General features: G+C 57.9%; 16 protein-coding genes and 1 other annotated feature. Of the genes, 14 read left to right on the top strand and 2 right to left on the bottom strand.

Features of this window, described 5'->3' with window-relative positions; all coding sequences use genetic code 11:
* Position 1: 1 nt before the first annotated feature.
* From dnaN to ACLEXF_RS23830, 7 genes are all read left to right on the top strand, one after another.
* Positions 2-1102: a DNA polymerase III subunit beta gene (dnaN, locus tag ACLEXF_RS23860; RefSeq protein WP_004145090.1), complete on the top strand. Its 1101-nt coding sequence runs from the start codon at positions 2-4 to the stop codon at positions 1100-1102.
* A 148-nt stretch (positions 1103-1250) separates the two neighbouring features.
* Positions 1251-2324: a DNA replication/repair protein RecF gene (gene recF, locus ACLEXF_RS23855; protein ID WP_004202283.1), complete on the top strand. Its 1074-nt coding sequence runs from the start codon at positions 1251-1253 to the stop codon at positions 2322-2324.
* A gap of 28 nt (positions 2325-2352) precedes the next feature.
* The gene (gene gyrB / locus ACLEXF_RS23850) at positions 2353-4767 is read left to right on the top strand and encodes a DNA topoisomerase (ATP-hydrolyzing) subunit B (protein WP_004202281.1); all 2415 of its coding nucleotides are present in this window, start codon (positions 2353-2355) and stop codon (positions 4765-4767) included.
* 198 nt (positions 4768-4965) lie between these two features.
* Positions 4966-5778 carry a sugar-phosphatase gene (gene yidA, locus ACLEXF_RS23845; RefSeq protein WP_004202280.1) on the top strand — a complete coding sequence of 271 codons (813 nt, stop codon included), beginning with the start codon at positions 4966-4968 and terminating at the stop codon, positions 5776-5778.
* Between the two features lie 150 nt (positions 5779-5928).
* Positions 5929-7011: a hypothetical protein gene (locus ACLEXF_RS23840; RefSeq protein WP_004202278.1), complete on the top strand. Its 1083-nt coding sequence runs from the start codon at positions 5929-5931 to the stop codon at positions 7009-7011.
* The gene (locus tag ACLEXF_RS23835) at positions 7008-8147 is read left to right on the top strand and encodes a BamA/TamA family outer membrane protein (RefSeq protein WP_135730199.1); all 1140 of its coding nucleotides are present in this window, start codon (positions 7008-7010) and stop codon (positions 8145-8147) included. The genes ACLEXF_RS23840 and ACLEXF_RS23835 overlap by 4 nt, the downstream gene beginning before the upstream one ends.
* 77 nt (positions 8148-8224) lie before the next feature.
* Positions 8225-9451 (top strand): DUF3748 domain-containing protein, encoded by a 1227-nt coding sequence (locus tag ACLEXF_RS23830; protein ID WP_049003811.1) that lies wholly within the window; start codon positions 8225-8227, stop codon positions 9449-9451.
* Between the two features lies 1 nt (position 9452).
* Here ACLEXF_RS23830 and ACLEXF_RS23825 read toward each other — a convergent pair whose 3' ends face one another.
* Positions 9453-9785: a YceK/YidQ family lipoprotein gene (locus tag ACLEXF_RS23825; protein WP_004202272.1), complete on the bottom strand. Its 333-nt coding sequence runs from the start codon at positions 9783-9785 to the stop codon at positions 9453-9455.
* 244 nt (positions 9786-10029) lie between these two features.
* Positions 10030-10105, top strand: a sequence feature (ROSE (Repression Of Heat Shock gene Expression) occurs in the 5'-region of heat shock genes and acts as an RNA thermometer to modulate expression.).
* Between ACLEXF_RS23825 and ibpA the strand changes: the two genes are divergently transcribed.
* The 3 genes from ibpA (at position 10099) to ACLEXF_RS23810 (ending at position 12864) form a co-directional block, all read left to right on the top strand.
* Positions 10099-10512, top strand: coding sequence for a small heat shock chaperone IbpA (ibpA, locus tag ACLEXF_RS23820; protein WP_004151523.1), 414 nt, complete (start codon positions 10099-10101; stop codon positions 10510-10512). Its footprint overlaps the feature before it by 7 nt.
* A gap of 116 nt (positions 10513-10628) precedes the next feature.
* On the top strand, positions 10629-11057 hold the full coding sequence (gene ibpB / locus ACLEXF_RS23815) for a small heat shock chaperone IbpB (RefSeq protein ID WP_004145074.1): 429 nt from the start codon (positions 10629-10631) through the stop codon (positions 11055-11057).
* A gap of 145 nt (positions 11058-11202) precedes the next feature.
* A complete protein-coding gene (locus tag ACLEXF_RS23810) occupies positions 11203-12864 on the top strand; it encodes a putative transporter (RefSeq protein WP_004202271.1) in 1662 nt (553 codons plus the stop codon).
* Here ACLEXF_RS23810 and ACLEXF_RS23805 read toward each other — a convergent pair.
* The gene (locus tag ACLEXF_RS23805) at positions 12832-13578 is read right to left on the bottom strand and encodes a GntR family transcriptional regulator (protein WP_135730201.1); all 747 of its coding nucleotides are present in this window, start codon (positions 13576-13578) and stop codon (positions 12832-12834) included. The two genes, ACLEXF_RS23810 and ACLEXF_RS23805, sit on opposite strands and share 33 nt — an antisense overlap.
* A 298-nt stretch (positions 13579-13876) precedes the next feature.
* Here ACLEXF_RS23805 and ACLEXF_RS23800 point away from each other — a divergent pair, with 298 nt between their 5' ends.
* From ACLEXF_RS23800 to ACLEXF_RS23785, 4 genes are all read left to right on the top strand, one after another.
* The gene (locus ACLEXF_RS23800) at positions 13877-15499 is read left to right on the top strand and encodes an alpha-glucoside-specific PTS transporter subunit IIBC (protein ID WP_048293933.1); all 1623 of its coding nucleotides are present in this window, start codon (positions 13877-13879) and stop codon (positions 15497-15499) included.
* Positions 15496-16818 carry a 6-phospho-alpha-glucosidase gene (locus tag ACLEXF_RS23795; RefSeq protein WP_017899668.1) on the top strand — a complete coding sequence of 441 codons (1323 nt, stop codon included), beginning with the start codon at positions 15496-15498 and terminating at the stop codon, positions 16816-16818. The genes ACLEXF_RS23800 and ACLEXF_RS23795 overlap by 4 nt, the downstream gene beginning before the upstream one ends.
* Before the next feature lie 100 nt (positions 16819-16918).
* The gene (locus ACLEXF_RS23790) at positions 16919-17266 is read left to right on the top strand and encodes a YidH family protein (protein ID WP_004202264.1); all 348 of its coding nucleotides are present in this window, start codon (positions 16919-16921) and stop codon (positions 17264-17266) included.
* Positions 17256-17618 (top strand): DUF202 domain-containing protein, encoded by a 363-nt coding sequence (locus tag ACLEXF_RS23785; protein WP_135730203.1) that lies wholly within the window; start codon positions 17256-17258, stop codon positions 17616-17618. The genes ACLEXF_RS23790 and ACLEXF_RS23785 overlap by 11 nt, the downstream gene beginning before the upstream one ends.
* Positions 17619-17662 lie beyond the last annotated feature (44 nt).

Here is a 17662-nt window from a genome sequence, read left to right as displayed (position 1 = left end):
TATGAAATTTACCGTAGAACGTGAACATTTATTAAAACCGCTGCAACAGGTGAGCGGTCCGTTAGGTGGTCGTCCGACGCTGCCCATTCTCGGTAACCTGCTGCTTCAGGTCGCGGACGGCGCGCTGTCGCTGACCGGTACCGATCTTGAAATGGAGATGGTGGCGCGCGTGGCGCTGGTTCAGCCGCACGAAGCGGGCGCCACCACCGTTCCGGCGCGTAAATTCTTTGATATCTGCCGCGGCCTGCCGGAAGGCGCGGAGATCGCGGTGCAGCTGGAAGGCGATCGCATGCTGGTGCGTTCCGGCCGCAGCCGCTTCTCGCTGTCGACCCTGCCCGCTGCCGATTTCCCGAATCTTGACGACTGGCAGAGCGAGGTGGAATTTACCCTGCCGCAGGCGACCATGAAGCGTCTGATCGAAGCGACCCAGTTCTCGATGGCGCACCAGGATGTTCGTTACTACTTAAACGGTATGCTGTTCGAAACCGAAGGCAGCGAACTGCGCACCGTTGCTACCGACGGCCACCGTCTGGCGGTCTGTTCGATGCCGCTGGAAGCGTCGCTGCCGAACCATTCGGTGATCGTGCCGCGTAAAGGGGTGATTGAGCTGATGCGGATGCTCGACGGCGGTGATACGCCGCTGCGCGTGCAGATTGGCAGCAATAACATCCGCGCCCACGTCGGCGATTTTATCTTCACTTCGAAGCTGGTTGATGGCCGTTTCCCGGATTATCGCCGCGTATTGCCGAAAAATCCGGATAAACACCTCGAAGCGGGCTGCGATATTCTGAAGCAGGCTTTTGCCCGCGCGGCGATTCTCTCCAATGAGAAATTCCGCGGCGTGCGGCTGTACGTGAGCGAAAATCAGCTGAAAATCACCGCCAATAACCCGGAGCAGGAAGAAGCGGAAGAGATTCTGGACGTGACCTACGCCGGAACGGAGATGGAGATTGGCTTCAACGTTAGCTACGTGCTGGATGTGCTGAACGCGCTGAAGTGCGAGAATGTACGGATTCTGCTGACGGATTCGGTGTCGAGCGTGCAGATTGAGGATGCGGCTTCGCAATCCGCCGCCTACGTTGTCATGCCAATGCGATTGTAGAATCTGCAAAGGGGCTGGTTTATTTGCCATTTCGCCTTCCGGCAGTGCTCGAAATGCTCACGTACTTCGTGTACGCTCCGCTTTCTGCGCGCTGGCGGTAGACGAACTGGCTGCGACACCCACGCCCCTTGAATGATGACGAGCTGATATGTCGCTATCCCGACTCCTGATCAAAGACTTCCGCAATATTGAACATGCGGATCTCGCTTTATCTCCCGGCTTTAACTTCCTGGTTGGCGCCAACGGCAGCGGCAAAACCAGCGTGCTGGAAGCTATCTATACGCTCGGTCATGGCCGGGCGTTTCGTAGTTTGCAAATTGGCCGGGTGATCCGCCACGAGCAGGATGCGTTTGTTCTGCACGGGCGTTTACAGGGCGAAGAGCGGGAAACCGCCATCGGCCTGACCAAAGACAAACAGGGCGACAGCAAGGTGCGTATCGACGGCACCGACGGACACAAAGTGGCGGAGCTGGCGCACCTGATGCCGATGCAGCTGATTACGCCGGAGGGGTTTACTTTACTCAACGGCGGCCCCAAATACAGAAGAGCATTCCTTGACTGGGGATGCTTTCATAACGAAGCCGGATTCTTCACCGCCTGGAGCAACCTGAAGCGCCTGGTCAAGCAGCGCAACGCCGCGCTGCGTCAGGTCAGCCGCTATGCCCAGCTGCGGCCATGGGATCTGGAATTAATCCCGCTGGCGGAGCAGATCAGCCGCTGGCGTGCCGAATACAGCGCCGCTATCGTCGAAGACATGGCGGATACCTGTCAGCAATTTTTACCGGAATTCTCGCTCTCTTTCTCCTTCCAGCGCGGCTGGGAAAAAGAGACCGACTACGCTGAAGTGCTGGAGCGGAATTTCGAGCGCGACAGAATGTTAACCTATACCGCCCACGGCCCGCATAAAGCGGATTTCCGTATTCGTGCCGACGGGGCGCCGGTGGAAGATACCTTGTCGCGCGGGCAGCTTAAGCTGCTGATGTGCGCCCTGCGTCTGGCGCAGGGCGAGTTCCTCACCCGCGTCAGCGGGCGGCGCTGCCTGTACCTGATAGATGATTTTGCCTCGGAACTCGATGATGCCCGCCGCGGTCTGTTATCCAGTCGCCTGAAAGCGACGCAGTCGCAGGTTTTCGTCAGCGCGATCAGCGCTGAGCACGTTATGGACATGTCGGACAAAAATTCGAAGATGTTCCGCGTGGAAAAAGGTAAAATAACGGATTAACCCAAGATTAAATGAGCGAGAAACGTTGATGTCGAATTCTTATGACTCCTCCAGTATCAAAGTCCTGAAAGGGCTGGATGCGGTGCGTAAGCGCCCGGGTATGTATATCGGCGACACGGATGACGGCACCGGTCTGCACCACATGGTATTCGAGGTTGTGGATAACGCTATCGACGAAGCGCTCGCGGGTTACTGCAAAGATATCGTGGTGACCATCCACAGCGATAACTCCGTCTCCGTCCAGGATGACGGCCGCGGCATCCCGACCGGCATTCACCCGGAAGAGGGCGTCTCCGCAGCGGAAGTTATCATGACCGTCCTGCACGCTGGCGGTAAATTCGATGATAACTCCTATAAAGTTTCCGGCGGTCTGCACGGCGTAGGCGTCTCGGTGGTAAACGCCCTGTCGCAGAAGCTGGAGCTGGTTATCCAGCGCGATAACAAAGTTCACAAGCAGATGTACGAACACGGTGTGCCGCAGGCACCGCTGGCCGTGACCGGCGAAACCGACAAAACCGGCACCATGGTGCGTTTCTGGCCAAGCCTGGAAACCTTCACCAATGTCACCGAATTTGAATATGACATCCTGGCGAAACGCCTGCGCGAGCTGTCGTTCCTGAACTCCGGGGTCTCTATCCGCCTGCGCGATAAGCGCGACGGCAAAGAAGACCATTTCCACTACGAAGGCGGCATCAAGGCGTTCGTTGAGTATCTCAACAAGAACAAAACGCCGATCCATCCGAATATCTTCTATTTCTCTACGGAAAAAGACGGTATCGGTGTGGAAGTGGCCCTGCAGTGGAACGATGGCTTCCAGGAAAACATTTACTGCTTTACCAACAACATTCCGCAGCGTGACGGTGGTACTCACCTTGCCGGCTTCCGTGCGGCGATGACCCGTACCCTCAACGCCTACATGGACAAAGAGGGCTACAGTAAAAAAGCGAAAGTCAGCGCCACCGGCGACGACGCCCGTGAAGGCCTGATTGCCGTGGTATCGGTGAAAGTGCCGGATCCGAAATTCTCCTCGCAGACCAAAGACAAGCTGGTCTCCTCCGAGGTGAAATCGGCGGTTGAGCAGCAGATGAACGAACTGCTGAGCGAATACCTGCTGGAAAACCCGTCCGATGCGAAAATCGTGGTCGGCAAAATTATTGACGCCGCGCGCGCGCGCGAAGCCGCGCGTCGTGCCCGTGAGATGACCCGCCGTAAAGGCGCGCTGGATCTGGCTGGCCTGCCGGGCAAACTGGCGGACTGCCAGGAACGCGACCCGGCGCTCTCCGAACTGTACCTGGTGGAAGGGGACTCCGCGGGCGGCTCTGCGAAGCAGGGCCGTAACCGTAAGAATCAGGCGATCCTGCCGCTGAAGGGTAAAATCCTTAACGTCGAGAAAGCCCGCTTCGACAAGATGCTCTCTTCTCAGGAAGTGGCCACGCTGATCACCGCTCTGGGCTGCGGCATCGGCCGCGATGAGTACAACCCGGACAAACTGCGCTATCACAGCATCATCATCATGACCGATGCGGACGTCGACGGCTCGCACATTCGTACCCTGCTGTTGACCTTCTTCTATCGTCAGATGCCGGAGATCGTCGAGCGCGGCCACGTCTATATTGCCCAGCCGCCGCTGTACAAAGTGAAGAAAGGCAAACAGGAACAGTACATTAAAGACGACGAAGCGATGGATCAGTATCAGATCGCTATCGCTCTTGACGGTGCGACCCTGCATACTAACGCCAATGCGCCGGCGCTGGCGGGCGAACCGCTGGAAAAACTGGTTGCCGAGTTTAACGCCACCCAGAAAATGATTGGCCGCATGGAGCGCCGCTTCCCGAAAGCGCTGCTGAAAGAGCTTATCTATCAGCCGACCCTGACCGAGGCCGATCTGGCTGACGAACAGAAGGTGACCCGCTGGGTGAACACGCTGGTATCCGAGCTGAATGAGAAAGAGCAGCACGGCAGCCAGTGGAAATTTGATCTCCACGAGAACAAAGAGCTGCAGCATTTTGAACCAGTTATTCGCGTTCGTACCCACGGCGTGGACACCGACTATCCGCTGGATAATGAGTTCATTATGGGGCCGGAATATCGCCGTATCTGTACCCTGGGCGAGAAACTGCGCGGCCTGATGGAAGAAGATGCTTACATCGAGCGCGGCGAACGTCGTCAGCCGGTGGCCAGCTTCGAGCAGGCCCTGGACTGGCTGGTGAAAGAGTCCCGTCGCGGCCTTTCCATCCAGCGCTATAAAGGTCTGGGCGAGATGAACCCGGATCAGCTGTGGGAGACCACCATGGATCCGGACAGCCGCCGCATGCTGCGCGTCACCGTCAAGGATGCCATTGCTGCCGATCAGCTGTTCACCACCCTGATGGGTGATGCGGTTGAACCACGTCGCGCCTTTATCGAAGAAAACGCCCTGAAAGCGGCGAATATCGATATCTAAGCCGTGTACCCCCGGAGCGAGTTTGCCCGGGGTAACGGAATGTCTGAGCCCGGTCGCATGGCGCGACCGGGCTTTTCTTTGCCAGTAAAAGAGGAATCCTCTGCTGCGGTTCTATCCCCCTTTCTGGCCGACACTTTTACTGTTTTTTGAGCGGAATCGCGTTAGCATGAGGGAAGACTCATCTTACCCGGGGATCCTATGGCTATTAAACTGATTGCAATCGATATGGACGGCACTCTGCTGCTGCCAGACCATACCATCTCTCCTGCGGTGAAAGCCGCCATTGCCGCGGCGCGTGAGCGCGGCGTCAACGTGGTGCTGACCACCGGCCGCCCTTACGCCGGCGTTCACAGCTATCTGAAAGAGCTGCATATGGAGCAGCCGGGTGATTACTGCATTACCTACAATGGCGCGCTGGTGCAAAAAGCCGGGGACGGCAGCACCGTGGCGCAAACCGCGTTGAGCTATGACGACTATCGCTTCCTCGAACAGCTTTCCCGCGAGGTCGGCTCCCACTTCCACGCGCTTGATCGCAATACGCTGTATACCGCAAACCGCGATATCAGCTACTACACCGTGCATGAATCCTATGTGGCGACCATCCCGCTGGTGTTCTGCGAAGCGGAAAAGATGGACCCTGAGATCCAGCTGCTGAAAGTCATGATGATCGATGAGCCGGCGATCCTCGACCAGGCCATCGCCCGTATCCCGGCGGAAGTGAAAGAGAAGTACACCGTGCTGAAAAGCGCGCCTTACTTCCTCGAAATACTGGATAAACGCGTCAATAAAGGCACCGGCGTGAAGTCGCTGGCCGATGCGCTGGGTATCAAACCGGAAGAGATTATGGCGATTGGCGATCAGGAAAATGATATCGCGATGATTGAATTTGCCGGCGTCGGCGTGGCGATGGATAACGCCATTCCGGCGGTTAAAGAGGCGGCGAACTTCATTACCAAATCGAACCTCGATGATGGCGTCGCCTTCGCTATTGAAAAATACGTTTTAGCGTAAGCTTCCTTCAGGCCCGGCGTTCTTCGGGCCTGTCTTCTCTTTTTTCATGAACAGATGTTAATCCGCATTTAAATCCCTTATTCCGCACAGGGGATTCTATAAGCTACCCGCCCTCTTTTTTTGCAATTCAGAACTAACATCAGATTTTTCATGAATAAACGCCATTATTTGATGTTGGTTACGCTGCCATTCGCCTCTGTTCAGATTTGCGCGGCCGCGGAACCAACGACGCCGCTTGAGCCGGCGTACGCCTATCACGGCGCCGAGCCTGCGGATCTGCCGGCGCCGGTCGACACCGAGACTGAGACAGCGGAATCGGCGCCGATATTGCCATTTCTAGGCGATGAGGCCAGAAAACGTGGCTACGTCCTGCCGCTGCCGTTTGGCGTCAGCATTAATTATATGGATATGCGGCAGAATATTAATGTCGACAGCATTAGCTTCACCGGCCTGTCGCTGGACGGCCGCAATATCGATTGCGGTAAGGATCCTGTTTGCAAACACGCCGTGAAGAACATTTTCGCTAAGGGGCCGGTCTCACTGGATAACGCCTTCCAGATTGGCGTTGGTCATACGCGGGAAAGCAGCAAAACCGAGACGCTCAAGCTGGATGCCTGGCTGCTGCCGTTTATGAATGTTTATGGTCTCGTCGGACACACCGAGGGACACTCCATTTCGCAGATTGCCGTCGGCCTGAAGGGACCGAACGGCAAAGTGGTGCCCATGCCCGGGATGCAGGACCTCGACTTTCGCCTCGATTTTAAAGGTACCACCTATGGGATGGGCACCACGCTGGTGGGCGGCGTCGGCAACTGGTTTACGGTGCTGGACGCTAACTACACCCAGACCCGCTTTGATATCCTCGACGGCAGCATTGATGCGTTTACCTTTTCGCCGCGCGTAGGCTATCGTTTCAATACGCCTTCGGTCGATGCGCTACATCTCCCCGCCGGTAAGCTGAACCTGTGGGTCGGCAGCATGTATCAGGACGTGCAGCAGGAGTTTAAGGGCAGCCTTAACGATCTCTCGATGCCGTCGCCGCTGCTGCAGAATATGGTCAACCTGGCCAACCAGGACAATAACGGTCGCTTCGATGTGAAGCAGCATCTGCAGTCGCCGTGGAACGTGCTGGTGGGCGCACAGTATGAGCTGACGCAGAATTTTAACATCACCACGGAGTTTGGTTTTGCCGAACGTAACAGCTTCTTTATCTCCGGTGAGTATCGCTTTTGAGCCGACCGCTTAACCCTGTTCTGTTGCTTCTGACATGCGCGCTATGCGCGCCGGTCCAGGCCAAGGTCATCAGCCGCGAGCAAATCGACGGCTGGCTGCAGCATCTCGGCGCCAGCGATAAGTTCGACGCCAGCAAAGGCATTGACTGGGGCATGATGCCCGGTCCGTTTTATACGCCGGAGCTGGGGCTGGGCATCGGCACTGCCGTCGTCGGTCTCTACCGTCCCGATCCGCAGGATACCACCAGCCAGAATTCCACGCTGACGCTCAGCGGCTACGCCAGCTCCACCGGCGCCTTTGGCCTTAGCGTGAAAAACTACGCTTTTTTTGACCACGACCGATGGCGAATTTTTGTTGATGGTTCAATGGCCAACACCCCGACGTACTTCTGGGGACAAGGCTTTCATGCCGGCGATAAAGACAACGAAAAAGAGAAATATACCGCCCAGGTGCTGACCCTGCGCCCGACGGTCTACCGGCAGCTCATCGACAATGTTTATCTCGGCGCTGGATGGTCGCTGGCGGCGCAGAATGCCGATAAGATGGACCATAACGATCTGCCGAAAATTGAAAATACCCCGCAGGGACCGTCGGTATTCAGCTCGGGTGCCAGCGTCGCGCTCAACTGGGACGATCGCGACTTCGTCCCCAATCCGCGCCGGGGTCAGTATGCCAACTTCCGTTACACCCACTATGCGTCCGGCTTAGGCAGCGATACCCGCTTTGAAGAATTTCAGCTGCACTACAGCCATTATCATGCCCTCAGCGAGAAGAGCGTCCTCGCCTGGGAGGCCGATGGCGCCTTCACCCAGGGCGAGGTACCGTGGAGCATGATGCCGCTGCTGGGCAGCGATGAACGGATGCGCGGCTACTACCAGGGGCGCTACCGGGATAAAAACGTCTTCAGCAGCCAGCTGGAATATCGCCGGCAGCTCACCTGGCGGCACGGGATTGTCGCCTGGGCCGGGGCGGGAACCATGGGGCCTTCACTGTCGTCGCTGAATAATGACCGCTGGCTGCCTTCGGCGGGCGTTGGCTACCGCTTTGAATTCAAACCTCGCGTTAACGTTCGCCTCGACTACGGTATCGGCAAAGGCAGCAGCGGCTTTTACTTCCAGGTCGGCGAAGCGTTTTAAGCTCGTCGCCGGGCATTCAACCCGGTGCGGATTGCGGTATGCTAAGGCTACTCTCATATCGGCCCGGTCAGCACACCATGAAACAAGTTACCTTTGCTCCTCGCAACCACCAGCTCACCAACACCCGCACCTGGACCCCCGACAGCCAGTGGCTGGTGTACGACGTCCGCCCGTCCGGCGCGTCGTTCACCGGCGAGACCATAGAGCGAGTGAACGTAAACAGCGGCGCGGTGGAGACCATTTATCGTGCCACGCAAGGCGCGCACGTCGGCGTGGTGACCGTGCATCCAACCCAGGAGCGCTACGTGTTCATTCACGGCCCCGAGCGGCCGGATGCACAGTGGCAGTATGATTTTCATCACCGTCGCGGGGTGGTGGCCTTTCAGGGAGCCGTCGAGAATCTGGACGCCATGGACATTACCGCCCCTTACACCCCCGGGGCGCTGCGCGGCGGCAGCCACGTCCATGTCTATAGCCCCAACGGCCAACTGGTCAGTTTTACCTACAACGATCATGTGTTGCATGAGCGCGACCCGGCGTTGGATCTGCGCAACGTCGGCGTGGCGGCGCCGTATGGGCCGGTGACGCCGCCGGGCCACCATCCGCGCGAATACGGCGGCAGCCACTGGTGCGTGCTGGTGAGCCGCACGACGCCGACTCCCGCGCCGGGCAGCGATGAGATTAATCGCGCCTATGAAGAGGGCTGGGTCGGGAACCATGCGCTGGCGTTTATTGGCGATACGCTGGCGGAAAACGGCGACAAAGTCCCGGAGCTGTTTATTGTCGAGCTGCCGCAGGATGAAGCCGGCTGGAAGCAGCCCGGCGGGGCGCCGCTGGCGGGCACCGCAAGCACGATGCCGGCGCCGCCGGCGGGCGTCAGTCAGCGTCGTTTGACCTTCACCCACCATCGCCGCTACCCGGGGCTGGTGAACGTTCCGCGCCACTGGGTGCGCGCCAATCCGCAGGCGACGGCGATAGCCTTTCTTATGCGCGACGACGCCGGCGTAGTGCAGCTATGGCTTATTTCCCCGCGGGGGGGCGAGCCGCGGCAGTTGACGCATCACGCGTCGGGTATCCAGTCGGCGTTTAACTGGCATCCGTCGGGAGAGTGGCTGGGCTTTGTACTGGAGGGGCGGATTGCCTGCTGTCATGCCGGCACAGGCGATATCACCTTTTTAACCGAGGCGCATGCTCATGCGCCCTCGGCGGACGCGATCGTCTTTTCGCCAGACGGTAAACAGATTGCCTGGATGGAGGAGGTGGACGGTTATCGTCAGCTGTGGGTTACGCAGACCGGGCGATAACTTACTGGGCAGGCATCGGCGCTGGCGGGATCACCGAGTTGGTCGCCAGCGTGGCCTTCTCGCTCTTTTCGACCCGAGATTTGATTGAGCTGTCGGTGCGGAACATATCCCACGGCAGCAGCAGGGTATCCATGACGGCGGTGAACGGCATGTCCAGCGCCACCAGCGATTTCACACCCCAGTTGGTATTGCTGTCCCCCAGCGTTTGCGCACTGGATCGCGTGCCCGGATAGGTTCCCTCTTTGCCACCGGTATGTGACATTACGCTGGAGCAACCGCTCAGGCTTATTATCCCGCTGAACAGGACCAGCTTTAACAGTCGTCTGCTTTTCATTGTTCTTCCATCGTCGTTTCGGGCGTTGAGATAACCTTGTTGGGTTATATCGGGCCATCCCGTGAATGCATAGCGTTATTGCGCCGCACTGTGGCGGGCATCGCACTTTGCTTTTTGTGCTCCTCCCCCCAGTCTAAGCAATCATCGGCAAACTGCAAAAAAAAACGCCCCGAATCCCTTGAAAAGGACGGGGAGAAACCCATTTTATAGGTGTAACCCGCTGAGAATACGCCTGAGGGGTATTCCGGATTACCGCGGCCTGTCCACGATGGAAGGTCATTTGATTCTCGCTGATTTTCAGGAGCTATTTATTATGCGTAACTTCGATCTCTCCCCGCTTTATCGTTCAGCCATTGGTTTCGACCGCCTGTTTAACCTGCTGGAAAACAATCAAAGCCAGAGCAATGGCGGCTACCCTCCGTATAACGTCGAGCTGGTAGACGAAAACCACTATCGCATTGCCATCGCGGTGGCCGGCTTTGCTGAAAGCGAACTGGAGATCACCGCCCAGGACAATCTGCTGATCGTCAAAGGCGCCCACGCTGCCGAGCAGAAAGAGCGGACCTACCTGTATCAGGGGATCGCCGAGCGTAACTTCGAGCGCAAATTCCAGCTAGCGGAAAACATTCATGTCCGCGGCGCCAACCTGGTAAACGGTCTGCTGTATATCGATCTGGAACGGGTGATCCCGGAAGCGAACAAGCCGCGCCGTATCGAAATCAACTAATTGTCTCTCTCAGGCCGCAAGGCGGCCTGATGTAACAACCTGCTCGCCGTCAGGGAGCAGATGCGAATTCACGCAATTCGCAGACATTCACTCGCTTCTTAGAAGGAGAAAACAGTATGCGTAACTACGATTTATCCCCCCTGCTGCGTCAATGGATCGGTTTTGACAAACTGGCCAGCGCCCTGCAAACCGCTGGTGAAAGCCAGAGCTTCCCGCCCTATAACATCGAAAAAAGCGATGATAACCACTACCGCATCACCCTTGCGCTGGCCGGTTTCCGTCAGGAAGATTTGGATATTCAACTGGAAGGCACCCGCCTGGTGGTAAAAGGCACGCCGCAGCAGCCGGAAAAAGAGACCACCTGGCTGCACCAGGGGTTGGTGAGCCAGGCCTTCAGCCTGAGCTTCACCCTCGCTGACAACATGGAGGTCTCTGGCGCGACCTTCACCAACGGTCTGCTGCATATCGATCTGACCCGCAATGAGCCTGAGCAGATCGCCCCGCAGCGTATCGCCATCAGCGAACGACCGGCGTTAAATAGTTAATTAAGCGAATAACTTATAAGGCCCCGATTTTCGGGGCTTTTTTGTGCCTGTCTGTTTGCTGGTATTGTGCGCCAGGCAGCATACAACCCGCCTGGTCGCGGTCATAATCCCTGTTAATAATAATGTTATTCACAGGGACGGTACCATGAGTGAGATAGCATTGACGGTCAGCGTACTGGCGCTGGTGGCGGTGGTTGGGTTGTGGATCGGCAATGTCAAAATCCGCGGCGTTGGCTTTGGTATTGGCGGCGTGTTATTTGGCGGCATTATCGTCGGTCACTTTGTCGATCAGGCGGGCGTCGCCCTCAGCAGCCCGATGCTGCATTTTATTCAGGAATTCGGCTTGATCCTGTTTGTCTACACCATCGGTATCCAGGTGGGACCGGGCTTTTTCGCCTCGCTGCGGGTCTCAGGCCTGCGGCTCAATCTGTTCGCTATCCTGATCGTGATTCTCGGCGGCCTGGTCACCGCGGTGCTGCATAAGCTGTTCAATATTCCTCTCCCGGTGGTGCTTGGCATCTTCTCCGGCGCGGTGACCAACACGCCGGCGCTGGGGGCCGGGCAGCAAATCCTGCGCGATCTCGGGGTGCCGTTCGAGGTGGTCGATCAGATGGGGATGAGCTACGCGATGGCGTATCCGTTCGGCATCTGCGGCATTCTGCTGACCATGTGGCTGGTACGCCTGTTCTTTCGCATCAATGTCGAGAAAGAGGCCCAGCAGTTTGAGGAGAGCAGCGGCAACGGCCATGCCCATTTGCACACCATCAACGTGCGGGTGGAGAACCCCAACCTCCACCAGATGGCGATTCAGGATGTGCCGATGCTCAACAGCGACAATATCGTCTGTTCGCGGCTGAAGCGCGGTGAGCTGCTGATGGTGCCTGCGCCGGGAACCCTTATCCAGGCCGGCGATCTGCTGCACCTGGTGGGGCGGCCGGAGGATCTGCACAATGCGCAACTGGTGATCGGCCAGGAGGTGGCCACCTCGCTGTCAACGCGCGGCACCGATCTGAAAGTGGAGCGGGTGGTGGTGACTAACGAGAAAGTGCTGGGGAAGAAAATACGCGATCTGCACGTCAAACAGCGCTATGACGTGGTGATCTCCCGGCTTAATCGCGCAGGCGTCGAACTGGTGGCCAGCAGCAGCGCCAGCCTGCAGTTTGGCGATATCCTCAACCTGGTCGGCCGTCCGGAGGCGATTGACGCCGTGGCCGCCGAGCTGGGTAACGCCCAGCAGAAGCTGCAGCAGGTTCAGATGCTGCCGGTATTTATCGGCATCGGCCTCGGGGTACTGCTGGGTTCTATCCCGTTGTTTATTCCCGGCTTCCCCGCCGCCCTGAAGCTGGGGCTGGCCGGGGGGCCGCTGATTATGGCGCTGATTCTCGGGCGCATCGGTAGCATCGGCAAGCTGTACTGGTTTATGCCGCCGAGCGCCAACCTGGCGCTGCGCGAGCTGGGGATCGTGCTGTTTCTGGCGGTGGTCGGGCTAAAATCGGGGGGCGACTTTGTGGCGACCCTGACCCAGGGCGATGGCCTGAGCTGGATCGCTTACGGCATTTTCATCACCGCCATCCCGCTGCTGACGGTAGGCATTCTCGCGCGCATGCTGGCGAACATGAACTATCTGACGCTGTGCGGCATGCTGGCCGGCTCGATGACCGACCCGCCGGCGCTGGCCTTCGCCAACAATCTGCACGCCACCAGCGGCGCGGCGGCGCTCTCTTACGCTACCGTCTATCCGCTGGTGATGTTTCTGCGGATTATCACCCCGCAGCTACTCGCCGTGCTGTTCTGGGGGCTGAGCTAGCGGGCTGTGCGTCTGGACGCGGCGCAGATGGTAGTCCACCTGATACTCGCTGGCGTTGCGGAACATGACCGAATAGTTAAGAAACTCGCCGCTGTCGCTGTAGGAAAGGGAGGTAATACGCAGCAGCGGCGTCTGCTCCGGGACGTTCATTGAGTGCGCCAGCTGCTTGTCCGCCAGCACCGGCGTCAGCGTTTCATAGTTCCCGCTGATGATGATCCCGCACTCCTTCTCAATATAATCAAATTTCGACCCTTCCAGATGACTCAGCGACAGGTTGCGGAACAGCTTCACCGGCATATAGCTATCCTCCAGCATCAGCGGCTTGCCGTCGACGAAGCGCACCCGCCGTGAGAAGTAGATCCGTTCATCAATTTTAATCCGCAGCAGACTGGCGATGGCCGGCGGGGCGGGCATCACCTCGAAGGCCAGCACCTGACTCACCACCTCTTTACCCTGTTTGCGCAGCACTTCCGCCAGGCCGGTGAGATTGCTGGTTTCATGATGGACGTCTTTGCGCGCCACGTAGGTCCCCGAGCCGTGACGACGGACCACCAGCCCCCAGTCCACCAGCAGGTCGATGGCTTTGCGGATGGTCATGCGCGCCACCCCGAACTCCTCGGCCAGTTTTTTCTCTCCCGGCAGCGGGCTGCCGATGGCGAAGTCGGCAGAATTCAGCCGTAGCCGCAGGCGGTCAGCAATGGATTTGTAGATCACCAGTAGTCCTCTTGTACAGGAAAGGGCGAGGTTATTTTCTTCACCTGTTAGAAAAAAATAGTTTTTAAGACAGACGGTTATTATCCATTCATTAGATCGATTACATCCTTTAGCTTATCGATGTCTAACTTTTGTTAGCGAAGTAGACAACTTTGGCCAAATTAAAACCATGAAAGCGATCACGAATCGCAACGGCGCGGCATGTTGTCGGACGGGCAAATTCCTATTCTCGAGTGAGGCCGGTAACTAAGAAAAAGAAGGCCATTCACCCTACGAGTTGTTATATGAGGATTTCCCAATGCTCAGTCAAATACAACGCTTTGGCGGCGCCATGTTTACCCCGGTTTTATTGTTTCCTTTCGCCGGGATCGTGGTCGGTATCGCCATTATGTTGCGCAACCCGATGTTCGTCGGCGAAGCGCTGACCGCACCCGACAGCCTGTTTGCACAGATCGTTCACATCATCGAAGAGGGCGGCTGGACTGTCTTTCGTAATATGCCGCTGATTTTCGCCGTCGGCCTGCCGATTGGCCTGGCGAAGCAGGCCCAGGGCCGGGCCTGTCTGGCGGTACTGGTGAGCTTTCTCACCTGGAACTACTTTATCAATGCCATGGGGATGACCTGGGGCCACTTCTTCGGCGTCGACTTTTCCGTTGAACCCACGGCCGGCAGCGGCCTGACGATGATTGCCGGGATTAAAACCCTCGACACCAGCATTATCGGGGCGATCGTCATCTCCGGCCTGGTGACGGCCCTGCATAATCGCTATTTCGATAAACCCCTGCCGGTGTTCCTCGGCATCTTCCAGGGCTCATCGTTTGTGGTCATTGTCGCCTTCCTCGCGATGATCCCCTGCGCCTGGCTGACGCTGCTCGGCTGGCCAAAAGTCCAGCTGGGTATTGAATCGCTACAGGCCTTCCTGCGCTCTGCCGGCGCGCTTGGGGTGTGGGTTTACATCTTCCTTGAGCGCATTCTGATCCCCACCGGCCTGCACCACTTCGTCTATGGCCCGTTCATCTTTGGCCCGGCGGTGGTGGAGGGGGGACTACAGGTCTACTGGGCAGAGCATCTGCAGGCGTTCAGTCAGAGTACGGAACCGCTGAAGACGCTGTTCCCGGAGGGCGGCTTTGCCCTGCACGGTAACTCGAAAGTGTTTGGTTCGGTGGGCATTGCGCTGGCGCTCTACTTCACCGCCGCGCCGGAAAATCGCGTCAAGGTTGCCGGCCTGCTGATCCCCGCCACGTTGACCGCGATGCTGGTCGGGATCACCGAGCCGCTGGAGTTCACCTTCCTGTTCATCTCGCCGCTGCTGTTCGCCGTCCACGCGGTGCTGGCGGCGTCCATGGCGACGGTAATGTACATCTGCGGGGTGGTGGGCAATTTCGGCGGCGGCCTGCTCGACCAGTTCTTGCCGCAAAACTGGATCCCAATGTTTCATCACCACGCCTCGATGATGTTCATTCAGATAGGTATTGGTCTCTGTTTCACCGCTCTCTACTTCGTGGTCTTCCGCACCCTGATCCTGCGTCTGAACCTGAAGACGCCGGGCCGGGAAGAGAGTGAAATCAAGCTCTACAGCAAGGCCGACTATCAGGCAGCGCGGGGTAAAACCACGGCGGCGGCCGTGCCAGAGACCCGGCTGGGCCAGGCCGCTGGCTTCCTGCAGGCCCTCGGCGGCGCCGGCAACATTGAAAGCATCAACAACTGCGCCACCCGACTGCGCATCGCGCTGGTCGATATGACGAAAACGCAAAGTGACGACGTCTTTAAAGCGCTGGGCGCCCACGGGGTAGTTCGCCGCGGCAACGGGATTCAGGTCATCGTCGGCCTGCACGTTCCCCAGGTGCGCGACCAGCTGGAAAACCTGATGAAAGATTCTCTTTCGACCGAACATACCACCATGACGGAGGCAGTATCATGAAAAAATTCTCAGTTGTTATCGCAGGCGGCGGCAGCACCTTCACTCCGGGCATTGTCCTGATGCTGCTGGCAAACCAGGATCGTTTTCCGCTGCGGTCGCTGAAATTTTACGACAACGACGGTGCGCGCCAGGAGACCATCGCCGAGGCGTGCAAAGTGATCCTCAAAGAGCAGGCGCCGGAGATTGAATTCAGCTATACCACCGATCCGCAGGCGGCGTTTACCGATGTTGATTTCGTCATGGCGCATATCCGCGTCGGGAAATATCCGATGCGTGAACAGGATGAAAAAATCCCGCTGCGCCACGGCGTGCTGGGCCAGGAGACCTGCGGACCGGGCGGGATCGCCTACGGTATGCGATCTATCGGCGGCGTGCTGGAGCTGGTGGATTATATGGAAAAATATTCGCCGAACGCCTGGATGCTCAACTACTCCAACCCGGCGGCGATTGTGGCGGAAGCCACCCGCCGTCTGCGGCCAAACGCCAAAATCCTCAACATCTGCGATATGCCAATCGGTATCGAAGGGCGGATGGCGCAGATTGTTGGCCTCAAAGACCGTAAACAGATGCGCGTGCGCTACTACGGCCTTAACCACTTCGGCTGGTGGACTTCGATTGAGGATCTCGACGGCAACGATTTGATGCCAAAACTGCGCGAATATGTGGCGAAATACGGCTATGTGCCGCCTTCTAACGACCCGCACACCGAGGCCAGCTGGAACGACACTTTTGCCAAAGCGAAAGATGTGCAGGCGCTGGATCCGCAGACCATGCCGAATACCTATCTGAAATATTATCTGTTCCCGGACTACGTGGTGGCCCACTCCAACCCGGAACGCACCCGCGCCAATGAGGTGATGGATCATCGTGAGAAAAACGTCTTCAGCGCCTGCCGGGCGATTATTGCCGCCGGGAAATCCTCCGCTGGCGATTTGGAAATTGACGAGCACGCGTCGTATATCGTCGATCTGGCGACGGCCATCGCCTTTAACACCCAGGAAAGGATGCTGCTGATTGTGCCGAACAACGGCGCAATCCATAACTTTGACGCTGACGCGATGGTGGAAATTCCTTGCCTGGTGGGTCACAACGGGCCGGAGCCGCTGACGGTCGGCGACATCCCGCACTTCCAGAAAGGGATGATGAGCCAGCAGGTGGCGGTGGAAAAACTGGTGGTCGATGCCTGGGAACAGCGCTCTTACCACAAGCTGTGGCAGGCGATTACCCTGTCGAAAACCGTGCCGAGCGCCTCGGTGGCGAAAGCGATCCTCGACGACCTGATTGCGGCCAACAAAGATTACTGGCCGGAGCTGCATTAATCCCCGCCGTTGACCGGCGCCCTGCGGGGCGCCGGTTCTTCTCCCCGGTTCCTGATTTACGCTATGCTGAAGCTTGCTGCGCGATGAACAAGGAACCGTCATGAAAATCTCCCGCCTCGGCGAAGCGCCGGATTACCGCTTTTCGCTGGCTAACGAACGCACTTTTCTGGCGTGGATCCGCACGGCGCTGGGGTTTCTCGCCGCTGGCGTCGGTCTTGACCAGCTGGCGCCAGACTTTGCCACGCCGCTGATCCGTGAAATTCTCGCCCTGCTGCTGTGCCTGTTTGCCGGCGGCATGGCCATCTATGGCTATCTGCGCTGGCTGAATAACGAGAAGGCGATGCGCCTGAAGCAGGATCTCCCCTATACCCGGACGCTGCTGGTGATTAGCATCCTGCTGCTGGCGGTGGTGGTCGCGGTGATGCTGCTGGTGCTGTATGGCGGATAAACGCCGGGCGCGGCGGGAAAGCGACCCGGGACTACAGCCAGAGCGTACCTCGCTGGCCTGGTTTCGCACCCTGTTGGGCTATGGCGCGCTGATGGCGCTGGCGATTAAGCACAGCTGGCACCGCGCCGGACTGCCTTTCTGGCTATCGATCGGCGTGCTGACGATAGTGGCGGCGATCCTCTGGGGCTATACCCGCCGTCGTCATCTGATGGACATCGACGACAGCGATTTTTTACAGCCGCGGGCGGTTCGTGACAAATTTTTGATCGCACTCGCAGTACTTTCTCTGGCATTCCTGTTTGCTGTTACTCACCTTCAACAGATCGTTTTATTCATTAGGGATATGTCATGACAGGATGTCCGGCGAATTTGCCTCTCACTCATGCCCCCGGCCAG

The organism is Klebsiella pneumoniae complex sp. WS1778 (assembly GCF_049472055.1).
Lineage (GTDB): Bacteria > Pseudomonadota > Gammaproteobacteria > Enterobacterales > Enterobacteriaceae > Klebsiella > Klebsiella quasipneumoniae.
Note: the sequence above shows the minus strand (reverse complement) of the source record. Positions and strands in the feature narration are given on the sequence as shown.

Coding starts and splice junctions, on each gene's coding strand:
- ibpA (WP_004151523.1), top strand. CDS start 10,099: ATGCGTAACTTCGATCTCTCCCCGCTTTATCGTTCAGCCATTGGTTTC.
- recF (WP_004202283.1), top strand. CDS start 1,251: ATGTCGCTATCCCGACTCCTGATCAAAGACTTCCGCAATATTGAACAT.
- yidA (WP_004202280.1), top strand. CDS start 4,966: ATGGCTATTAAACTGATTGCAATCGATATGGACGGCACTCTGCTGCTG.
- ACLEXF_RS23840 (WP_004202278.1), top strand. CDS start 5,929: ATGAATAAACGCCATTATTTGATGTTGGTTACGCTGCCATTCGCCTCT.
- ACLEXF_RS23810 (WP_004202271.1), top strand. CDS start 11,203: ATGAGTGAGATAGCATTGACGGTCAGCGTACTGGCGCTGGTGGCGGTG.
- gyrB (WP_004202281.1), top strand. CDS start 2,353: ATGTCGAATTCTTATGACTCCTCCAGTATCAAAGTCCTGAAAGGGCTG.
- ACLEXF_RS23790 (WP_004202264.1), top strand. CDS start 16,919: ATGAAAATCTCCCGCCTCGGCGAAGCGCCGGATTACCGCTTTTCGCTG.
- ACLEXF_RS23825 (WP_004202272.1), bottom strand. CDS start 9,785: ATGAAAAGCAGACGACTGTTAAAGCTGGTCCTGTTCAGCGGGATAATA.
- dnaN (WP_004145090.1), top strand. CDS start 2: ATGAAATTTACCGTAGAACGTGAACATTTATTAAAACCGCTGCAACAG.
- ACLEXF_RS23785 (WP_135730203.1), top strand. CDS start 17,256: ATGGCGGATAAACGCCGGGCGCGGCGGGAAAGCGACCCGGGACTACAG.
- ibpB (WP_004145074.1), top strand. CDS start 10,629: ATGCGTAACTACGATTTATCCCCCCTGCTGCGTCAATGGATCGGTTTT.
- ACLEXF_RS23795 (WP_017899668.1), top strand. CDS start 15,496: ATGAAAAAATTCTCAGTTGTTATCGCAGGCGGCGGCAGCACCTTCACT.
- ACLEXF_RS23800 (WP_048293933.1), top strand. CDS start 13,877: ATGCTCAGTCAAATACAACGCTTTGGCGGCGCCATGTTTACCCCGGTT.
- ACLEXF_RS23830 (WP_049003811.1), top strand. CDS start 8,225: ATGAAACAAGTTACCTTTGCTCCTCGCAACCACCAGCTCACCAACACC.